Raw genomic sequence first — 20,268 nt, 5'->3', positions numbered from 1 at the left:
GAAGAAGTTTTATTCAGGGCTCAGCGTATTCAGATAATAAACCGGTATTGTTATGACTACCCTGGTACCGCAGGGTAAGCCGTCTTTTTCTAAATCGATTATTTCCAGGCTGTGATTTCTTTTTCTGAGTTTCGTTAAAATTCGGAATCTCTCGTCAATAATGAGGGACGCAACAGACTTATGATCGGAAATTGTGCTGCCTGATTTGCTTCTGCCTACTCCGTTATCTTCGATTATAATTCGTAAGCTATTGTTCAGCTGGCAGATTTCTATCAGCAGTTCTTTTTTGTTCCTGCTTGGATTTAAGCCATGCAGAATGGCATTTTCGATAATGGTCTGCACTACCATGACCGGAATTTCAATTCTTTTCAGGTCCAGTGTTTCCTGTATTTTGTAGGTCACAAACAACTCGTTGTTGCTCCTGATCTGTTCAAATTCAAGATAGGTTTTTATGTATTTAATTTCTTCTTCGAGCGAAATGCTTTTGTCGCGGGTCACTTCTAAAGTAGACCGCAACAGCCTGGAGAATTTGATTAAAAATAAATTGGCTTCTTCTACCCCTTTTGTAAATAACAGGCCCTGTAAATTGTTGAGGGCATTAAACAAAAAGTGCGGCTTCATTTGGTTTTTCAGTGATTTCAGTTCCAGCGTAATCAGTTCTAATTTTAGCTTGTTCCTTTTGTTTATTCGTCTTCTGAAATAGCGCAGAAAAAGGAGTATCATTAAGAGATACAGCACCAGAACAACCGTAAAAAACACCCTGGTTTCCCAAAAATAGGGCGTAATGGTAAAAGTGATTTTGTCAAAAGATTTCTGATTGGTATTTTTCAGGTTTCGGGAACAAACTTCAAAAAGGTAGTCTCCGTGCGACAGATCATCAAAAAAAACATTTCGATTGCTTAATTTTTTCCAGGACGCATCGTTGTAGTTTTTGTTTTTAATTAACCTGTAAAAAACTTCAAAACAGTCTTTATTGTCAAATGTCCGAAGTGAGGTTCTTATCAGGATATTATCGTATTTACCCTGATCAATAGTTTTATCGCTAACATTTAATATTGATTTTTCTTTTACTATAAAATCAATGATCTGAATTTGCGCTTTAGGTGTTTTATACAAATAACTGTTTTTTAATACTGAAATACCATTATCTGTAAGGACGATGACTTTGTCTTTATGAAATACAAAATCTGAAATTTTTCCGCGTAAAACTCCTTCTTCGAAATTTATTTTATTTAAGAAAGTCCATTTACCTCTCTTTTTTTCGTAAATCGTAATGTCCTTATAAGAAGCCAGATAGATTTTGTCATTATAATATTTCATGAAATAACAATTGTCTTTCAGCCTTATTTTTTGTTTGATTTTCAATTTATCGTCTAAAAAATATACCATTCTGGCCCCTGTGCCCACAATAATTTCTTCCCTGGATGTTGTGATAAAATTAGCCTGTTTTATAGAAAATGTTTTGTCTGTTTTTTTTGTTTTAAAGTTGTAAGCAGCTATCACTTCTTCATTGGAGAATACGGCTATATCATTTTTTACATCGAAGTGATTGAACCTGACATTGGTAAAATCAAAGGTTAATTTTTCTCCTTTTTCGCTTTTGATTGTATTTTCATCTACAGCAAACAAGGTGCTATCGTTGTTCAGGAATGTCTTCTTAAGATTTGGTAATAGGAGAATTGGAGTGAAATGGAAGTCCTTCTTTTTATCCGTATAAAAATATTTTCCTTTTTTGGAAATGATACAAACCGCATCATCAAAATAAAATAAATTGTAGAGCTTTTCCTCAAACTCCCGAATGATTTTTACTTCGTATGTTTCTAAATCCAGACAACCAAATGAATTAGTATTGGTGATAAAAAACAATTTGTCGTGCGCCAAACAACTTTTGTTTATGAAAATATCATTTGAACTGAATAGACTGATATTCAATTTATTCATGATTTCGAGGCTGCTGTATTTGATGTAATAGAGCTTGTTTTTTTCGTCAATCAGCCAAAAATTCTTATTGGAATCGATAAAGACAAATTTAAATTTCCCGTCTTTTATCTCTATTAAATCTGCAATGTTTGTAAAGATGCTGCCCTTTGTATTATTAGTCAGTGTATCCTGAGCTTTATAAAGTGGTGTAATTTCTTTTAAATTATCAATCAGCAAATCCAGTTTTGAATAATAAGAACTTTTTAGCCCATTTTTACTGTTGGGTGCTATTTTATCCGATTTACTAAACAAACCAAAATCACTTAATGACATTTCTTTGCCAGTGACCGCATAAAATGGTTTAAGTTTAAACTCCTTTTTATTGTCGATGATAAAACGATTTTTAAATAATCTGTCGTAGCCGGTCAGAATCTTGTTGGTTTTGTCAAAATGGAGCGAATCTGTGTCACTCTTTTTGGGGTTATAGCTGAGAAAGGAATTCCCCGGAGTTAAAAAATAACACTTCCCATTTGAAACTGAAGTAAAGTAAACGGTACCTTTTCTTTCGAAACAAAAAACCAGGCCGGGTATTTTTTTAGCTTTTTTAATATAATATACTTTACTATTTTTTACATAGTTAAGTCCATAATTATAATCACATGCCCATACCCTGTTTTGAGAATCGATCTCAATATGAAATATATTATTGGAAGACAATCCGTTTTCTATCGAGAAATTTTTAAATACTGTACCATTAAACCGGGTGAGACCATTGTCGGTTGCGATCCAGATATTATGATGCAAGCCCTCCTTTACACAATAGACGTAGTCTGACGTTAATCCGTTTCTGGAATCAATGACATCGAATTTATTACGATATTGTGCAGAAACGGTATAATTAATTAATAAAATTAAGACTACTAAAACTTGTTTCATGTTGCTGTTTTTTTGTAATTTTATAAATTTACCAACCGATCATAAATTAAGACATTATAAAGATATGACATCTAAAATCAATGCAATATTAGTTGACGATGATTTTCAAAATTTGGAACTGTTAAAATTCTTTCTTACCAAATTTTGTCCTTTAGTTAATATTGTTGGCCAGGCCGATAATGTGGAGGATTCGATAACATTAATCAATACATTATCTCCTCAGGTCATCTATCTGGATATTCAGCTTCATGAAAAGAATGCTTTTGAAATTTTGGATTCGATTGATTTTTCAGAGATTGAAATTATATTTGTAACTGCTTACAGTGATTATGCGCTCAAAGCATTTAAATATAATGCCATTGATTATATTTTAAAACCTCTAAATATTGAAGACATCGTACTTGCTACCAATAAGGTTATTATGAAACTGGCAGAAAAAAAGCAGTTCAACGAATTGTTGCAACAGGAAAATAAAACATCTGAAAAGCAGCCTGAAGACACCTCTCCCATTGCCGACAGCAGTTACCTAACCATAAACTCTCTGGACAAAATGGTTTTAATGAAAAAAGATTCTATTATCTTCTGCAAATCTGACGGCAGGTATACTACCTTTTTTCTTGAAAATAATGTAGAACATGTATCCAGTAAAAATTTAGGAGAATATCATGCCCTTCTAAATACTTCTGTCTTTTTGAGAATTCATCATTCCTATATCGTTAATTTAAACCACGTCATTAAAATCAATAAGAAGCAGGGATATTATTGTGAAATGTCGAATGGTGCAATGCTTCCGATAGCCAGGAGAAGAATAGACGATTTAAAAAAAGTCCTTAATATATAGGAGGCGCATTATTAAAGTTACATGCAACCTGTACTAATAATAAAAAGAAATGAAACTTATTTTTTCACATTAAAGAACAAGCTTAATTTCTACTCTAAATTTTGTACAGGGAGCGCTGTTTTCTATAACAGCACTACCCACCCCTGTACAAACCTTTCCTATCACCTATTATAAGGAAAAGCAAAATGCAAGATTTAATGTAAAAGATCAAACCTGCATGATCTGAAAATTTCCAAAAAACACTTCAAAATCATATCGATAAGCAACATCTCTCTTCGTAAGCCATTTGGATTTAAATTTAATCTTTGGCTGTTTTAATTTTAGCATACTACTGTTTACCGGTCAAAAAAGTAAAATATTTAATTTTCTATGACAAACTTACAATCACTGTTTTAGATTTTTTATGCATTTTAAATAAGTGGCATATTCATGAAACAAAAGGCCGATTTAAACAAAAAATGGCAATCGTAATCAAGTTATCTTAACTTGCACCAGCTTTTAAAAGCTAAGGGAATCATACGATTTACCACTATTTTTAAAAACATTCAAGTGTATTTTACAAAATAAAAAAAATGAGGAGCATAAGGCCCCTCATTTATTACCCTAATCATAATTTAGTTCTTTACGAAATAATATTGCAAGTTTCTAAAATCTATAATTAAGTCCTGCTGTTGCAATACCTTTATAGCCATATCCGAGCTCTACAAAAGCACCTAACTTTTTACCTACTCTCAAACCGACCGGATTGATCTGATAGGCGAATGCCACTTCATTATTGGAGTAAGAACCTCCATTTTCTTTTGTAGATGCTGAAATAACACCCAAACCTCCTGAACCATAAAAATTAAGCAGGGAAGTTTTAATATAGCTAAATTCGCCCGTTACCAGCCCCATCACGTAATTCGTATTCCTGGTAACGCTTTTGGCATTTGCAGTATTGGCCTTGAAAGTGTCCTCTGATTTCAGGTAACTGATATCTGCTCCCACTTTCAGACGTTCATTGATGTTATAACGATACCCCAATTCAAACATCCCTACTGTTTTAGTTTGGGCATCTTTGTACTTAACACCACTAATACCCGAAACAATGGCACTGCTTAGAGCATCCGCAAAACCATCTCCAAGTTTAATAAATGTTGCATCACTATACCCCACTCTTATTTCATTTTTTTCTGTATCCTGAGCTTTTGCTACAGCTGCACACAACAATAATACTGACAAAACAATAACTTTTTTCATAATTTATTAATATTAAAAATTAGACCTATTACAGTTTAATACCTGATAAGTACTTAAATGATGCATCACTTAATCCTGCAGTAAACTTACTCCCACAAAAATATACTTGTGACATCAATTAATTAGTGGTGTTTAAACGATTCGCCTAAATATGTAATAAGTGGCACATTCAGGTAAGATGTGGTAAAGACTTAATGCAATTAAGTGTAAAGTTTCAGGTCTAAGTAGTTTTTCTTTACTCCAAGGTTTCAGTCGCAGTCGCAGTTACAGTCGCAGTTACAGTCACAGTCGCAGTTCCTATCCCAGTGAAGAGATTTGCGAATTGTCATTCCTTAAGGATGCAACGTTTGGCTTTAGACCCCAACGGGCATCGTTTTACCACATAATTAATTGTTGCCAGGCAGGCTGTTGTCTGGCAGGCAACCACATGATTTCCGAAAGATTTTCCAGATACGGCATACATATCTGCGCCCCTGTCATTAAAAATGTTTAGTATAATTTTAATATCAAAATTGTCGACTGTTGTCGTACTGTTTGAGCTGAACAGCAGATCACCAAACAAAAAAGCGGGCTGAAATACCTTAATTCGTATTTCAGCCCGCTTTTTTTAAAGTCTTACAAGCCAGTAGTAAAACTGATTATTCAAAAAAAAAAATGAGACCTCAGGAGGTCTCATTTTTTTTGAATTTATATTTTTTAAGAGATCGCTTCTCCCCTGTTTTATAAGATGACCGGAATTAAATATTCCTCCATAATCTTATCTGCCTGTTTCTCTCCGTAGGGTGTATTATAGGCTTCTGAAGTGATAACAATAACAATAGGTTGGTCTTTGAAAATAAAGATTCTGTTTCCGCCATTGCCGCTAGAATAGTATACTTCATAAGCTGCATTCTTTACTTTAAATGTTTTATTCCAAAACAGATAACCGTAATATTCACCTTCGCCTATTTCAATCTGACGGGATAAACTTTTTGTGACCCAATCCTTTGTCAAAATCTGTTTGCCATTCCAGATGCCCTGGTTTTTGTATAATTGTCCAAACTTTGCGTAATCCAGCGAACGCAGTTGTAAGCTACCTGCCGTATTAGGAACTTTTTGAGGGGTAAACTGCCATTTATAGTCTGTAATAGCCAATGGCTGAAACAAATTTTCGTCTGCATATTTCTCTAAGCCGCCTGGAACCGATTTGTGAATAATATCACCCAACAGTATAACTCCCGCAGTAAAGTAATCCCATCGTTTTTGTGCTACTTTTGTTTTGTCTACAGAAAGGTTTAAGGTAAAATCAACCCAATTATTTGCGACATACATTTTTTCCTCATTACCGGGTGATTCCTGATTCACATCAGAACCGTCCAGAGGAGCACTCATGGTCAGTAAACGCTGTAAGGTAATACTATCCTTTGCCGGGGAATAATTTTGAAAAGTTTTAAGGTTGTAAAAATCTTTTAAGGTTTGTGTTTCGCTTTTTATATGATGGTCTTTGATTGCAATTCCTAAAAGTGCTGATGCAAATGATTTCCCTACAGACCTTGTGTCGTGGAGTGTATTTCTGTTTTCTTTGTTAAAATATTCTTCAATCAGGAGTTTTCCGTCTTTTATGACAACAATGCTTGTGATATTTTTATATGTTTTTGTTAAGATTTTTCGGTTGAGCTCTTCAAGTTTAGCCTTATCAATTTTTTCTGTTGAAACGGGCCAGTCTGCAAGAAGCTCAATATTCTGAACCTTTACCAGTTTTTCGTCTACTATTACTTTTGGAACTATAATTTTAATCTGGCCTTCTGCAATAATTTTACCGGTCAGTAATTCGGTTGTTTTCAGGTAAGGCCTGATCTCAATTTTAAGAAGGTGTTCCCCAGCTGTTAATGCTTCCTGCCCGCCATTGGCCATAAATCTGTTCCAGAGAAACCGACCCCATGAATCTTCGTTGGTGGAACTTACCAGCGGAACTCTTAAAACTTTTTTCTGATTTTTGCTTTCCGCACTTCCTGCATTGGTATTCAGGTTTTCAACATAAATCTTTTTACCGTCTATAAAAAATGAAAACTGGTAATTTCCATTTTTAGTAAGCTCCTCTGCAGTTGCCCCAGAAGAAAGCAAATGGAGGCTATTGGTCAGTGAATTCCTGAGAAAAACCCTGATATTTAGGTCGGTACTGTCTTTTAATTCAAAGGTTTTCAGGAAATCAGATTGCTTAAAATTTTCAATGGGAACATTTTGTTCCATAAAAGCAATTTTACCAATGTTTGCCTTGTGAATACGATATGTTATTTTGTCGCTTTTTACAAAGTCAGCCGTCTGTCCGAACAGGCTGCATGTGGTCAGAAAAATGGTAGTCAATAGGCCAAGCTGTTTTTTCCTGTTCTTATTCTTTACTATTTGCATTGTTGTCTTTTTATGAATAATATATAACGAAAGTTATGGATTTCCATTCTTAAGAAGTACGGTAAATACGTAAATGTATCGTATTATTGACAAATTACCGGTTGAGACGAACGGGCGCCACAGTATAATGTTCTGCTTCAGCCAGTTCCACAAACAATGCTATTGTGGTTTTGACTATATCACTTATAAATTTATAATTGAATTTTAAATAACCGCTGCTGTCTTTACCTGTATGAAGGTTCGGATTTCTGGTTGCTCCGCCTTCTCCGATATGCAATGCCGGATTTTTATTGTACCAAAAGCTGGCATGATCGCTTTCTGCCAAAGAGGGTGTGTTTTCGCCATTACCATCAACAAGGAGGGATACTATTTTCAACTCTTTTACATACCTGTTTCCTGAGGCTGAAAACGATTCGCTTAGTTTTTTAGAATTTTCATTAGAGGTATTGATTACAAAGTCTCCCCTGTATCCATTATTTTCTATTTCTTTACAGACTTCGGGATACAGCTGATCAAATCCTTCCGGTACAACCTGAGATCCGGGCTGGTCAGAGCAGATGCCGATCATATCAAAATTGATTACACCGCCTATTTTTTCTGCTGGTTTGATTCCTCCCGCGAAAACATACGAAAGACTTCCTATCAGGCCATCTTCTTCTTTATCAAATGCTATGAATTTTATGTTGTGCGCAAAATTGTATTGAGAAAGTACCCGCATGGCTTCCAGAAGGCCTATTACACCTGAACCATTATCATCCATACCCAAACTTCCCGGATAGGAGTCATAATGCGCTGATATCATAAACGTTTGGGCTACTTCCCCCTGACCAGTTATACTGCCGGCCACATTTTTTACATCGTGTTTTTTATCGCCGGCCGGCACTATCTCATTGGACCCTGTTTTAGCTTTCGAAATTTCATTAAGTTCTGAATTGGAAATTCTAAAGGTATCATAATAGGCCTTTAAACCATTATCTTCAAAAGTTTTTTTTAAATATTCACCTACGCTTCGCAAGTGTTTTTCCGCTATATCATTGCTGCTATTGCGCTCGCCATTAATAAATTGCAAATCTTTTATCATACGAATCGTATCTACTTCTTTAAGGAGCTGTTCAATTTCAATTTTATACCGGTCATCAGCGACCACTTTTATACTGCTTTTTGCAGGATCAAAAGTATTGTCATACGTCCATACAATTCTTCTCTTCTTACCTGTCGCTACAGGGAAGCCAATATCACCTACTGCATTATCTTTGTTTATAGTATAGGTACGACCGTTTTCATCCGTAATTTTTAACCACACCTCTATCTGATTCTCTTCTTTATCTGAAAGATCGTATACGATGCTTACTTTATGATTTTTTTTGTCGATATTTCCTCTTATGTTGGTTACTGTCGCCGGATTATTGGCGTGGCAACAAAGGATGGAGAAGAAAAATAAAAAGGTTATTGTTTTTTTATGTGTTTTCATTTAAAAATTATTTTCGCCTTTAGAGGTGTGGATTAAAACGGATGCTTTAAGGTGTACCTGTTAGCCTGTTATTGAACCAGCGAGATAATATCCCCAGTATAAAAAAGGAGTTCAAATCTGTTGTATGTCAATTGATAATTAATCTGATTTAAGGATAAGGAAGCTTCTACATAGTTTCGTTGTGCCACGCCTAAGTCAAGCGGGCTTCCCTGTCCCAGATAATAACGTTCCTTTTCGAGCTCGTACGCCCTTCTTGCCGATTCTGTCTGGTCTTGCCTGTAGGTGACTTTTTTCTCATTTGCAGCAATGGTAGACATTAAGTTTTTCAGCTCTACATAGATATTACTTTTGGTTTGCACGACATCAAGTTCGGCATTCTTAAAATCCTGTCTGGCCTTGTATACCACATTTCTGGTCTGCAATCCGTTAAATATGGGAACCTGTACCGAAACACCAATGGTGGTCGTGATATTGTCTTTATAAAACTGATCGTTAAATCTTCTGGTCTGAAAGGAAGAATATCGGGAACCATAATCGTAGTAAATAGAAACCGAAGGAATAAACTTAGATCGCTGTAAAGCCAGTTCATACTTTTTTACCATTGATTTTGCTTCAATTTGCTGGTAATCTTTACGGCTCACCAGCGCTTTTTGATAGAGACTGTCGATGTTCATTTTCCCTTTAAAAAATCCTTCACCGAGAATACTGTCGAGCTGGGTTTCCTTAGACGGGTCCAGTCTTAAAAGCAGGATTAATTCATTTTTCTTTGCATTCATTACATTGAGGTTGTCTTCCCGCAAAGATTTTAAACGGCTCCATTCTGCATTTTGGGTATAAAAATCCTGTCCCGGCAGGGAACCCACTTTTATCAGTTCATCGGTTCTTCTTAATTGTTCTTCCTGCACATCGCAGAACTTATTATAAATTACGTCCTGTTTCATTGCCTGAAGGGTTTCCAGATATCTTCCGACTACTTTTAGTATGATAAACTCTTTTGTATAGGCCAGCTGTGCTTTCTGGCTTTCATAATTAGAGTTGGAAAGTTTTACATCGGAAAGTTTACCGGCCAGATTCAGAATGTCCCAGCTTGCCGTAACGGATCCGTTTACATATTGTCCGGTTTCTGTTCGTAACATTCCGGTTAACTGATCAAAATTGGTTCCGGTAGATTCAAATACATTTCCGGAACCATTTACACTTGGCAACAATGAAAAATAAGCTCTTTTTTTATCATATTTTGTACTGGCTTCATCATTTTTATTTTTAGCAATATCCACATTATTTTCCAATGCCAGTTTTAACGCCTGATCCAGACTCAGTTTTTCCTGTGCCTTCAGAGCGAAAATGTTTACTGCAAACAAAATCAAAAAACATAGCTTATTCATTGTCAATCGCAAGTTTTAGTTCTCGTGCCTTATTCGTGTTTTCGGTTACTATTTTTCCATCCAGTAAGTTAATGATCCGATCTGCATATTTAGCATCTTCCGGTGAGTGGGTTACCATTACGATTGTGGTTCCGGACTGGTTTAACTCTTTTAGTAAGTTCATTACTTCCGTCCCGTTTGCAGAATCAAGATTCCCTGTGGGCTCATCGGCAAGAATTACTTTCGGATTGGTTACAATTGCTCTTGCAATCGCTACCCTCTGCTGCTGTCCTCCTGAGAGCTGCTGCGGAAAATGGCTTTTCCTGTGCATGATTCCCATTCGTTCCAGCCCCTGGTTTATTTTTTCGGCACGTTCGGCACTGGTCATTTTGAGGTATAAAAGCGGTAATTCGACGTTTTCATATACCGTTAATTCATCGATAAGATTAAAACTTTGAAAAACGAATCCTATGTTTCCTTTTCTCAGGCTGGCTCTGTCTTTTTCTACATATTTGACCACTTCTTCGTCTCCAAACCAGTATTCTCCGCCGGAAGCATTATCGAGCAGTCCTAAAATGTTCAGCAAGGATGATTTTCCACATCCGCTGGGTCCCATTATGGCTATAAATTCTCCTTTTTTAATGTTTAGACTTATTTCGTTTACGGCTGTAGTTTCAACTTCATCGCTCGTATATACTTTCATTAATTTATTTAGCTTTATCATGTCTTTTTAATTGTATTTTAATAATTCAGTTACCATACTAATTCTTCATTATCCCCGAAAGTGCTGTAAGAGGAAATAATAACCCGATCTCCCGGATTCAGTCCTTCAATGACTTCGTAGTGCGCCACATTTCGTCTTCCCAGCCTTATCTGTCTTTTTACGGCCTTGTTCGTTCCTTCTGCTACGTAAATCCAGTTTCCTCCCGTGCTCTGATAAAATCCGCCTACCGGAATTAACGTGGCGATGGAAGGATTTCCTAAATCAATTTTTAAACGTAAGGACTGTCCTCTTGTAATTCCCTGTGGAATGGTTTTCATGAACTGCATATCTACGTCGAATCTGCCGTCTTTGATATTGGGATAGACATAGGTTATTTGAAGTTCGTAGGTTTTATTGCCAATTTCGGTAGTGGCACGAAGTCCCTGTTTAATTTTGGAAAGGTACAGTTCATCTATCGGTACTCTTACTTTGTAAACTCCTGTAATATCTACCTGACCAATTCGTTCTCCTTTATTGATATTCTGCCCTTCCTGCAGCTGGGGAGACGTTAATTGTCCGTCAATAGGAGCTCTTATAACCAGATAATCCAGTATTTTTCTAACCCCGTCCAGGTTTTCCATCATGCTTAATTCTGAAGTGTGCAACTGCCTGATCTGCACGACACGGGAAACAGAATCACTTTCAAATGCTTTGAGTGTAAATACTTTTCTTTTGATGTTGTATTTATAATCTGCCTCTGTCCGTTCAAAAGCCTGTTTGGAGATCAATTGCTTTTTAAATAATATACTGTCTCTTCTAAACTGTGGTTTTAAAATCTGCAGTTGATTTTCAATCTGGGCTAACTGCTGTTTATTGGCTAAAAAGTTCTGATCCAATTCAAGCCTTGTCGTACGGATTCTGTTAATCTGTTCGCTTAATGAATTTTCCTGTCCCAGAACGCTAAGTCTCAGATTGATGTTTTCTAACTCTACTATCTTATCGCCTTTTTTGACCTGAACACCGCTTTCCTTGAAAATTTTGGTAATATTTCCGCCTTCAACTGCGTCTAAAAAATAGGTTCTTCCCGACACTACTTCTCCCTGCTGAACAATATATTCCTGAAAATCACCTTGTTCAACATTAGAAAATGCCACTTTTGCGGGATCTATTTTTAATGTCGATTTGTTTTGATATGCTACCAGAAAATACACTATAAAAATTGCGAAGAAACCACCGACTGCGACGTAACTTATTTTTTTATAGGTCCACTTCTTTTTAGAGATTTTTTTATCCATTCTGTTTATACTATTAAATTTTATTGCTTTCAGCAATAATCCTGTTCTTTCTTTTTACTGAGGCTTTATAGCCATAGTTTACTCAGTTCCATAATTTTATCACTGAACTCTTTTATGGAACTGAGATTAAAATTAATAATTCATTATTTCTGATTTTATTTCCTCTAAATCACCAATCCACATTGGTTTTGGGCTGATGGACTGGGCTGTGAAAACTTTAAAGGTTTTGCTGTCGTCCCTGTGCTTTACGTAACGTAAGGTGTAGATGTCCTCTTTAACACCCAGGATTTCTACTTTACCATTTGTCATTGACATTACAGGCCCTTTTGCCGTAGAGGCTAAACCGGTACAGTTACGTATGGCTTCGGAATAAATTTCATGTGCCCTTTCTAACGTTTCTGCAAAATAATGCTGTGCCCCTGTATCTCTTGGCAAAAACATATAGTACGGAACACAGTTGAGCTGCACTTGTTTTTCCCACATTTTGGTCCACGTTTCCGGGCTGTTATTGATAAATCTTAATAATGGAGACTGTGTTCTGATGGTGGCCCCAATTTTTATCAGGTTATCAATGGCTTCTTTTACCACAGGCGGTTCTAACTCGACCGGATGATTGAAATGTGCCATAAAACCTAAATGTTTTCCGGCTTTGGTCACTTTTGCCAACACATTCAGCATTCCTTCCGCATCCTCGTCTGTCGTAAATTTATAAGGCCAGTAACTCAGTGCTTTTGTTCCTATTCGTATTGTTTTTATGCTGTCTACTTTTAGCAATGGCTCTATATAAGAATCTAGTACACGGGAGTTCATGATCATTGGATCCCCTCCGGTAAACAGTACTTCTGAAATTTGCGGGTTTTCATTCAGATATTCTAAAAGCGGGCCAATTTCCTTAGACTGAATTTTAAAATCCAGATCGTTTATAAACTGCGGCCATCTGAAACAAAAAGTACAATAGGCATGACAGGTCTGGCTCTGGCTGGGGAAAAAAAGCAAAATATCTTTGTACTTATGCTGAATTCCTTCCAGTTTATCGTCATTGATATAAGCACTGTTCAAATCTACCTGTCCTGCAGGATGCGGATTTAATTTCATTCGGATGTTATAAATCACCTCCTTAATTTCTTCATCCGTACCATTAGCCCTGATATGTTTCAGCTGCTCGAAATCTTCTGTCAGCAGCATTCCCTTATGCGGAAAATTGAGTCTGAAAATCGGGTCATCCGGAATATTATTCCAGTCGATGAGTTTTTCCAGTACATAGTTGTTTGTCTTGAAAGGATATATTGAGCTGACGATTTTAATTTCTTCCAACTGCTCTTCACTAAGTCCACTTAACTGAGGAATTTTTTCAAGCTGACCTAATGTATATGATTTAAATTTTTCCATATTTACTTTATTAAATTATAAATTTTTCCTGGTAACCTTAAAAGTCATTGTATGATATCCGGTTATCTGTTTCCGGGGCGGAATTTATCCCATTGACGCCAAAATTTTTCTAGGGCCCGTAAACGGTAATCTTCCGTGCAGGGCAGTCATGTTGTCGACCATTAATAAATCCCCTTTTTGCCATGGAACCGGTATGGTAATGTCGTCCAGTACTTTAATTATATTTTCAATGTATTCTTTCTTGATTTCTGTGCCGTCTGCAAAACGGGAAAACATAGGCAGGGCGTCTTTTTCCCCACCGTTCATTTCCAATAAAGTCTCATAAATTTCTTCTCCGTATATGGCCGGAAAGAACTGGTCTACCTGATTGAACCACAAGCGGTCTCCTGTAACCGGGTGTTTCCTGATGGCCGGCCTGCGCTGTGTCAATCGCACTATTCCGTTTGCTTTCCAGTTTACTTCTATGCCATTTTCTTTGCAATACGCTTCCATGAAGTCTTTGTCTTCGGTTTCAAATGCTTCCTGCCAGGATGGGCCTAAACCGCCTCCGGAATGTAAGTTCCGGATGTATATGATTTCTTTTTCATCAAAAGCTTTGACTACTTCCGGCTCTATTAATTCCAGAGCTTTTTTGCAGTCCCCAACAGTTGTTTGTCCTCCGGTCGAAGCCGGGTTCTGGCAGCAGAAAAATATTTTCTTCGGATATATGTTGGAATAAGAGAATTCTGTATGCAGTCTCACAATGGAAGCTTCGTCGTATTCGGAAGCGTTGTATACATTGGAGGAGTATTTTCCTCTTGAGGAGTTACCGTCCAAAAAGTCCGGGGCTTTCGGGCATAAATTTTTCATTAGGGTTCCGAATTTATCCACGTTATCAATATTGATTCCTACTACATGAATAGCGCCTATATTTCTTAATCGGTCTTCAATAACTTCTTTGTTTTCTTCGTAATAGGCTAAAAATTTATCCATGCTCCCGTCTTTAAAAGTGATTGTCATCGGATATTTGTTCTCCTCTACCAGTATGCCTTCTTGTGATGCTAATGTTTTCATTTTTTTTCCAGTTTTTTTATTTGGTTACTTATTTATTAGTCAATTTCGTAGTGTAATTCTTTTTCACCGTACAGGCGTTCGGCTTTGATATTATTTTCGGCACAATGGCTGATTAAATTGTTGGAGGCGATTATCGGATGCGCTGCTTCATCAAAACGAACGCTGCTGATAAATTCTATCCACGGCTCTAATCCCATCGCGTATACGTACAATTCTTTTGGTTTAAAGGACTTTACCAGTCCTTTTCCCCTGTCAAAGTTGGATCCGGCAAGTCTTCTGCCGTTATCCATTTCCCTGTCGACTTCTCCTTCGATTAAGGGGCCGTACACCCAGGAGAAAGGAGCACCGTCACACTCCATTCCCAAAAAGATCACATCGATATCACCTACCTGTTTTGCCACTAAATCATAGAGTTTAGGTTCGATATTGCAGGAGTCTGCCATGAATATCATTGAATTCTTTCCTATGTTGACGTGGTAACAAATTTTGGCCTGAATATCTAAGTCACCGTGTTCTCCTAAAAATGGAATTCCTGTTATTTTACATTCTTTGTCTTCGATGGTTTCCATATCCTGTAATTCGACCACGTTTTTAAAACCAATTGTCTGCAACATGATTTTTAGGTTGGGATCCTGAAGATTTCCGGTGGTGCCTTTTGGGACTACAATATTTTTGACCATATGGCGTAAACTCAGCATTGTTTCAAAAAGAATATGATCCTGATGATTGTGCGTGATCAGTACATAATCAATTTCGTCCGGCAAGTCCTGCATCGAGTATCTGTTTACTTCGTTTTGATAGCCGTAATAGCTGATTACCGGATCTACCAATATCGAAATATCTTTGGTCTCGATTAAGATACAGGCGTGGCCATAGTAGCGCATCCTGATTTTATCTCCTGTATATTTTTGATATTTTATCGGTTTTTCTGTGGTAAAAAAGGATTCAAACAGTACTTTCTGGTCTTCACCGATATTGAAATCCCTGATCAGATTTTCAAGGGTATCTGCTTCGTTTCGCATGCTGCACATTTTATCGATGGCTTCGTGTGCAAAAGGGATGCTGATTTCCAGGCAATTTTTTTCGGGCAGCCTTGCGGTACTCAGTACAAAAGGGCGTTCATCATTTTCCGTTAGCCAAAGCGTAATACTCTGTGTATCTGTATTGTAATATTCACTTTTGTACATGAGACTTTCAAAGATGCGAAAAGAAGGATTTCCATTCAGGTCATAATTAAGTTCTACATAGCCTTTCAGGATCTCCGGTACTTTTTCGTATAGCGGTTCAAGTGAATGCCCGGTTCCGTGTTTTTTTAACAGGCGGGTCAGTTCATGAATGGCTTCGGCCAGCTCAAACATTGGTTTTCGTTCTTCAAAAGCATGTTTAATAAGTCCCTGTACTTCTTCTTTTCTATTGGAATCGTAATTCATAAAAGGGCCGCCCAGCATTTTAGGGTTTTTGGTTGCTGCCATATGAATATTGGGTGCCTGTACATAGGAATTCATGATTTTTAAGTGCCTGGATTTCATGTTCATTGCTGCCGTTGGGGGATAAATCAAGTGCGTCCAGGCATACCATTTATCGATTAACGGTTCTAAAATGACATTGGGTTTTAGATATACTTTTTCATTTTTCATAGTAATAATTTTGATATCGTTTTCTGACCTGCTTTTGTTTGTAGCAGATAAAATATATTATTTAATAAGTGAGTGGTTTAGGACTGAATCGTAGCACCCAACAGTTCCTGCGCGATGATTTCGATATTCTTCGTTAACTGAATGGCATCGTAGTGATTTCCCTGAAGATAGATATGATCAAATTTACCTGTCGTAAATTTTTCCCATTCTTTCATGTTCAGGAATTCATTGCTGATGTTATTTTTGGTTTTGAATGCCAGAATATCTCCTTTTACTTTCCCTCTTTGTTTGTACTTGTTGTTGAGTTCAATGTTGTTTCTCCAGAGTTTTCGGATACGGATGATCTGGTCTTCATTGTATTCAAAACCACTAAGCCATCCTTCCAGGTAACGCAACTCATTTTCATTGGCTTGTTTGACTTCATCGGTCAGTTTTGGTTTTCTTCTGCTGATATTTCTGTCGATGAGGATCAATCGTGTTTCAAATCCTCTGTCTTCTAATATTTTTGCCGTTTCAAAAACTAAACTTGCTCCTAACGAGAACCCAATCAATGTCAGCTTTCCAGGGGAACGGTCCTTCGTAATTTGTCGTACAAAATTCCAGGCTTTGTCTTCGAGGTTTTTATCAAATGGTTCGTCAAAATCAAATCCATTATCCTGGATTCCGTAGCAATTAAAGTCGTTTTTCAGCATTTTTACAATTCCGAGATAGGCTAATGAAGTTCCCATTAACGGTGGAAAGAAGAATGCATCCTCCCCTTTTTCTGCGGTATCGGACAGGGTAATAATATTATTGAAATCACGCTGGTAATTACTGATTAATTCTACAAGATCCTTGATGTACGGCCCGCTGATCACGTTTCCTAAATTGATTCTTAAATCCATTTCAGCATTTACCCTTGAAACCATCTGAAGGGCTTTCATCGAGTGTCCGCCAATCTCAAAAAAGTTATCCTCAATACCCACTTCTTCACGTTCCAGGATTTTTTTCCAGATTTCGACCATCAGTACTTCATTTTCGTTTCTTGGTGCTACATATCCGGTTTTAGAAATCTCCGTTGGTGTTGGTAATGCTTTTTTATCGATTTTTCCATTCAGCGTAAGCGGGAATTTTTCCAGTTGAATGAAATGTTCCGGAATCATATAGGCTGGCAGGAAGTCTCTCAGGTATTCTTTGAGATCGTTCTTTTCCAGTACTTCATCAGAAATAAAATAAGCGATCAGGTATTCATCATCCTGTACTTCATGTACGTTTACCACTACCTGATGCAGCAGCGGATGTGACAGCAAATTGCTTTCTATTTCCCCTAATTCTATACGAAGTCCGCGTATGTTGACCTGTGCATCATTTCGTCCGATAAATTCAATGTTTCCGTCTTCCAGCCATTTTGCTACATCTCCTGTTTTATATAAACGTCCTTCTCCAAACGGGTTTGGAATGAAAGCTGCATTTGTAAGTTCTTCATTGTTGATATAGCCTCTTGCGATGCCGGCTCCGCCAATATACATTTCGCCTTCAAAACCTACCGGCATTGGATTAAGCTTATTGTCGAGTATGTAAATTACTTTATTCGTTATTGGTTTTCCGATTGGCACCTGTCTCTCTTCGGATTCTTTATCAACTTTAAAAACCGTACTTACCACAACGGCTTCTGTTGGGCCGTAGTTGTTATAAAGCGTAAAAGGAACGTTACCTAAAATTCCAAGCGTGTCTCCTCCTGTCAGAATCTTTATGTTCGGATTAATTTCTTTTCCGGACTGTATCAGAAACTTACAGGCTGCTGTTGGCAGGAATACCTGATCGATTTCTTTTTCGTGAATCCAGTCCATCAGGTTATCAAAACCCGTTTCCTGTTTTTCAGCGGCCATATATACTGCAGCTCCCTGTAAAATTGCCGGCCAAAATTCCCAGACACTTGCATCAAAACTGATGCTTGCGAACATGCTTACCCTGCTTTGATGTGTTACGCCATAATATTCAGCATGCCATTCACAAAGATTGATTAATCCTGCCTGTTCAATCATCACGCCTTTCGGTTTTCCTGTAGAACCCGATGTGTATATGACATAGGCCAGGTTATTGGTATGGGCCAGGTTCTGAAGATTGGTCGTTGGATACTGTTCTAACTGATACCATTCCTGCGGTACTTTGAAAGTTTCGGCTTTTAATTTTTCTTCAAAATGATCGGTCAGCACTAAGGTAACGCCTGCATCTTCCAGTTGATAGTTGATACGATCGATTGGTGTTTTTGCATTCATCGGCAAATAGGCTGCTCCTGTTTTGGCGATGGCGAGAATACTGATCACGAGCCACTGATTGTGTTCTGCAATAATTCCGATTACATCTTCCGGTTTTGCATCGTAGGTGTTTTTCAGGTATTGTGCTAATTGATTTGCTTTTTCGTTCAGTTCTTTATAGGTCATTTCATAAACCCCGTCAACTAACGCTATACGATCTGCGTGTTTCAGAACTTGTTTTTCAAACAAGTCACTAAGTGTTTCACCGGGCGTATTTATACTTCCTTTTCCCGCAAATTCTGATAACAGCAACTGTTTTTCTTCTTTTTGAAGATAATTTAATCCGTAAATTTCTTCTGTCGGATTTTCTACAATGGAAGACAATAACTGAATCAGATGGCTTCCCATTTTTTCGATACGATCTTTAAAAAAGATATCGGTATCATATTCAACAGTCATGATTAATCCTCCGTCACGTTCCCTGAAATAATACGATAAATCGAATTTACTAATAGGCATTCGCACATTGGTTTCTTCAATCTCCATTCCGTTTAAGTGCAGTGTACTTTCATCATCTGCGTTGGCATCCTGCAATACCACCATGATATCGATAAGCAATGACCTGCTTAAATCCCTGATTAATTTTAAGTCATCTACTAATTTATCAAACGGATAAATTCTGTGATCAAATGCTTCCAGTACCGTAGTTTTTACGGTTTGCAAGTAGCTTAAGAAGGAGTCTTTTTCCTTGTACCTGCTTTTAAATGCTAATGTATTGGAATAGAATCCAATCTGATCTTCTAAGTCGGTATGGCTTCTTCCGGTAATGGCTGTTCCAATAATGAGTTCTTCGTTTCCGGTGTATCGAATCATCATGGTTTTTACCAGGGTCAATAGTCCCATGAATAAGGTACTGTTCTCTCTGGACAGTATTTTTTGGAATTTTTTGGCGGTTTCAGCATCTATGGTAAAATACAAACGATCTCCGTTAAACTTACGGGACAGCGGACGTACCAAATCAGTGGTTAAGTCCAGCGGTTCCCTTTCACCTGCCATTTTTTCATTCCAATAATCTTTATGACGCTGCAAGTTTTCACCACTCAGCTCGTTCTGCTGCCAGGTCGCAAAGTCTTTGTATTGAATATTTAATACGGGTAATTGATGATCTTCTCCCTTGGAATAGGCATTGTATATGGTAATGATTTCCTTATTCAAAATTTGTAAAGACCACTCATCTCCTATAATATGATGAATATTAAATAAGAACAGGTATTCGTCATCGGCCGTATGATATAAACTTACTTTTATCAGAAGATCTTCCGCCAGGTCAAATATTTCCTGAGAAGCATTTTGTGCCAGTCCGATCGCGAAGTTTTTAGGCTCCTGCTCTTTTCGTAAATCGACATAATCAATATCAAAATCAATTTCATTAAACGGTACAATTTTTTGAAGCGGTTCTTCCATCGTTTCCACGAAAACCGTTCTGAATACCTCGTGACGTTCTATGATCGTTTCAAAAGTTCGTTTTAAGATGTCTTTATCCAGATTTCCTTCCAGCCAGTACGTATGCGGCATATTGTATACTTCACCGGAGGCTTCCAGTTTTTCTAATACCCAAATACGTTTTTGCGGATAGGATGGTGGATAATAGTCCTTTTCTTCTGTTTTTGTAATTGGTGTATATTCCTCAAAGTCTTCATTGATAATCAGTTCTGCCAAATCGCCTAATACCGGATACATGAAAATATTTTTTAATTCTATTTTCTTTGAAAGTATCTTGTAAATTCTGGACACA

12 protein-coding genes are annotated in these 20,268 nt (G+C 37.2%); 1 reads left to right on the top strand and 11 read right to left on the bottom strand.

Features of this window, described 5'->3' with window-relative positions; translation table 11 throughout:
* Window positions 1-9: 9 nt before the first annotated feature.
* Window positions 10-2,856 (bottom strand): histidine kinase, encoded by a 2,847-nt coding sequence (locus LPB89_RS21745; protein WP_230703712.1) that lies wholly within the window; start codon window positions 2,854-2,856, stop codon window positions 10-12.
* Between LPB89_RS21745 and LPB89_RS21740 the strand changes: the two genes are divergently transcribed.
* Window positions 2,855-3,697, top strand: coding sequence for a LytTR family DNA-binding domain-containing protein (locus LPB89_RS21740; protein WP_230703711.1), 843 nt, complete (start codon window positions 2,855-2,857; stop codon window positions 3,695-3,697). The genes LPB89_RS21745 and LPB89_RS21740 overlap by 2 nt on opposite strands.
* 645 nt (window positions 3,698-4,342) lie before the next feature.
* Here LPB89_RS21740 and LPB89_RS21735 read toward each other — a convergent pair.
* The 10 genes from LPB89_RS21735 to LPB89_RS21690 all read right to left on the bottom strand — a co-directional run bounded on the left by LPB89_RS21735 (window position 4,343) and on the right by LPB89_RS21690 (window position 20,213).
* A complete protein-coding gene (locus LPB89_RS21735; RefSeq protein WP_230703710.1) occupies window positions 4,343-4,936 on the bottom strand; it encodes an outer membrane beta-barrel protein in 594 nt (197 codons plus the stop codon).
* Between the two features lie 720 nt (window positions 4,937-5,656).
* Window positions 5,657-7,324: a serine hydrolase gene (locus tag LPB89_RS21730; RefSeq protein WP_230703709.1), complete on the bottom strand. Its 1,668-nt coding sequence runs from the start codon at window positions 7,322-7,324 to the stop codon at window positions 5,657-5,659.
* A gap of 94 nt (window positions 7,325-7,418) precedes the next feature.
* Window positions 7,419-8,795, bottom strand: a complete 1,377-nt coding sequence (locus LPB89_RS21725; RefSeq protein WP_230703708.1) for a M28 family peptidase — start codon at window positions 8,793-8,795, stop codon at window positions 7,419-7,421.
* Between the two features lie 68 nt (window positions 8,796-8,863).
* Entirely contained in the window at window positions 8,864-10,180 is a 1,317-nt protein-coding gene (locus tag LPB89_RS21720; RefSeq protein WP_230703707.1) for a TolC family protein, read from the bottom strand.
* Window positions 10,173-10,883 carry an ABC transporter ATP-binding protein gene (locus tag LPB89_RS21715; RefSeq protein WP_230703706.1) on the bottom strand — a complete coding sequence of 237 codons (711 nt, stop codon included), beginning with the start codon at window positions 10,881-10,883 and terminating at the stop codon, window positions 10,173-10,175. Before LPB89_RS21715 ends, LPB89_RS21720 begins: the two co-directional genes overlap by 8 nt.
* Before the next feature lie 29 nt (window positions 10,884-10,912).
* Window positions 10,913-12,157: an efflux RND transporter periplasmic adaptor subunit gene (locus LPB89_RS21710; RefSeq protein ID WP_230703705.1), complete on the bottom strand. Its 1,245-nt coding sequence runs from the start codon at window positions 12,155-12,157 to the stop codon at window positions 10,913-10,915.
* A 132-nt stretch (window positions 12,158-12,289) separates the two neighbouring features.
* On the bottom strand, window positions 12,290-13,546 hold the full coding sequence (locus tag LPB89_RS21705) for a KamA family radical SAM protein (RefSeq protein ID WP_230703704.1): 1,257 nt from the start codon (window positions 13,544-13,546) through the stop codon (window positions 12,290-12,292).
* Window positions 13,547-13,630: 84 nt separating this feature from the next.
* Entirely contained in the window at window positions 13,631-14,599 is a 969-nt protein-coding gene (locus LPB89_RS21700; RefSeq protein ID WP_230703703.1) for a TauD/TfdA family dioxygenase, read from the bottom strand.
* A 35-nt stretch (window positions 14,600-14,634) separates the two neighbouring features.
* A complete protein-coding gene (locus LPB89_RS21695) occupies window positions 14,635-16,236 on the bottom strand; it encodes an MBL fold metallo-hydrolase (RefSeq protein ID WP_230703702.1) in 1,602 nt (533 codons plus the stop codon).
* A gap of 77 nt (window positions 16,237-16,313) precedes the next feature.
* A complete protein-coding gene (locus tag LPB89_RS21690) occupies window positions 16,314-20,213 on the bottom strand; it encodes a non-ribosomal peptide synthetase (RefSeq protein WP_230703701.1) in 3,900 nt (1,299 codons plus the stop codon).
* Between the last annotated feature and the right edge of the window lie 55 nt (window positions 20,214-20,268).

This window comes from Flavobacterium sp. ENC, from assembly GCF_020991415.1.
GTDB lineage: Bacteria > Bacteroidota > Bacteroidia > Flavobacteriales > Flavobacteriaceae > Flavobacterium.
The sequence above is the reverse complement of the archived record's forward strand: the minus strand, read 5'-3'. Positions and strand labels throughout refer to the sequence as shown.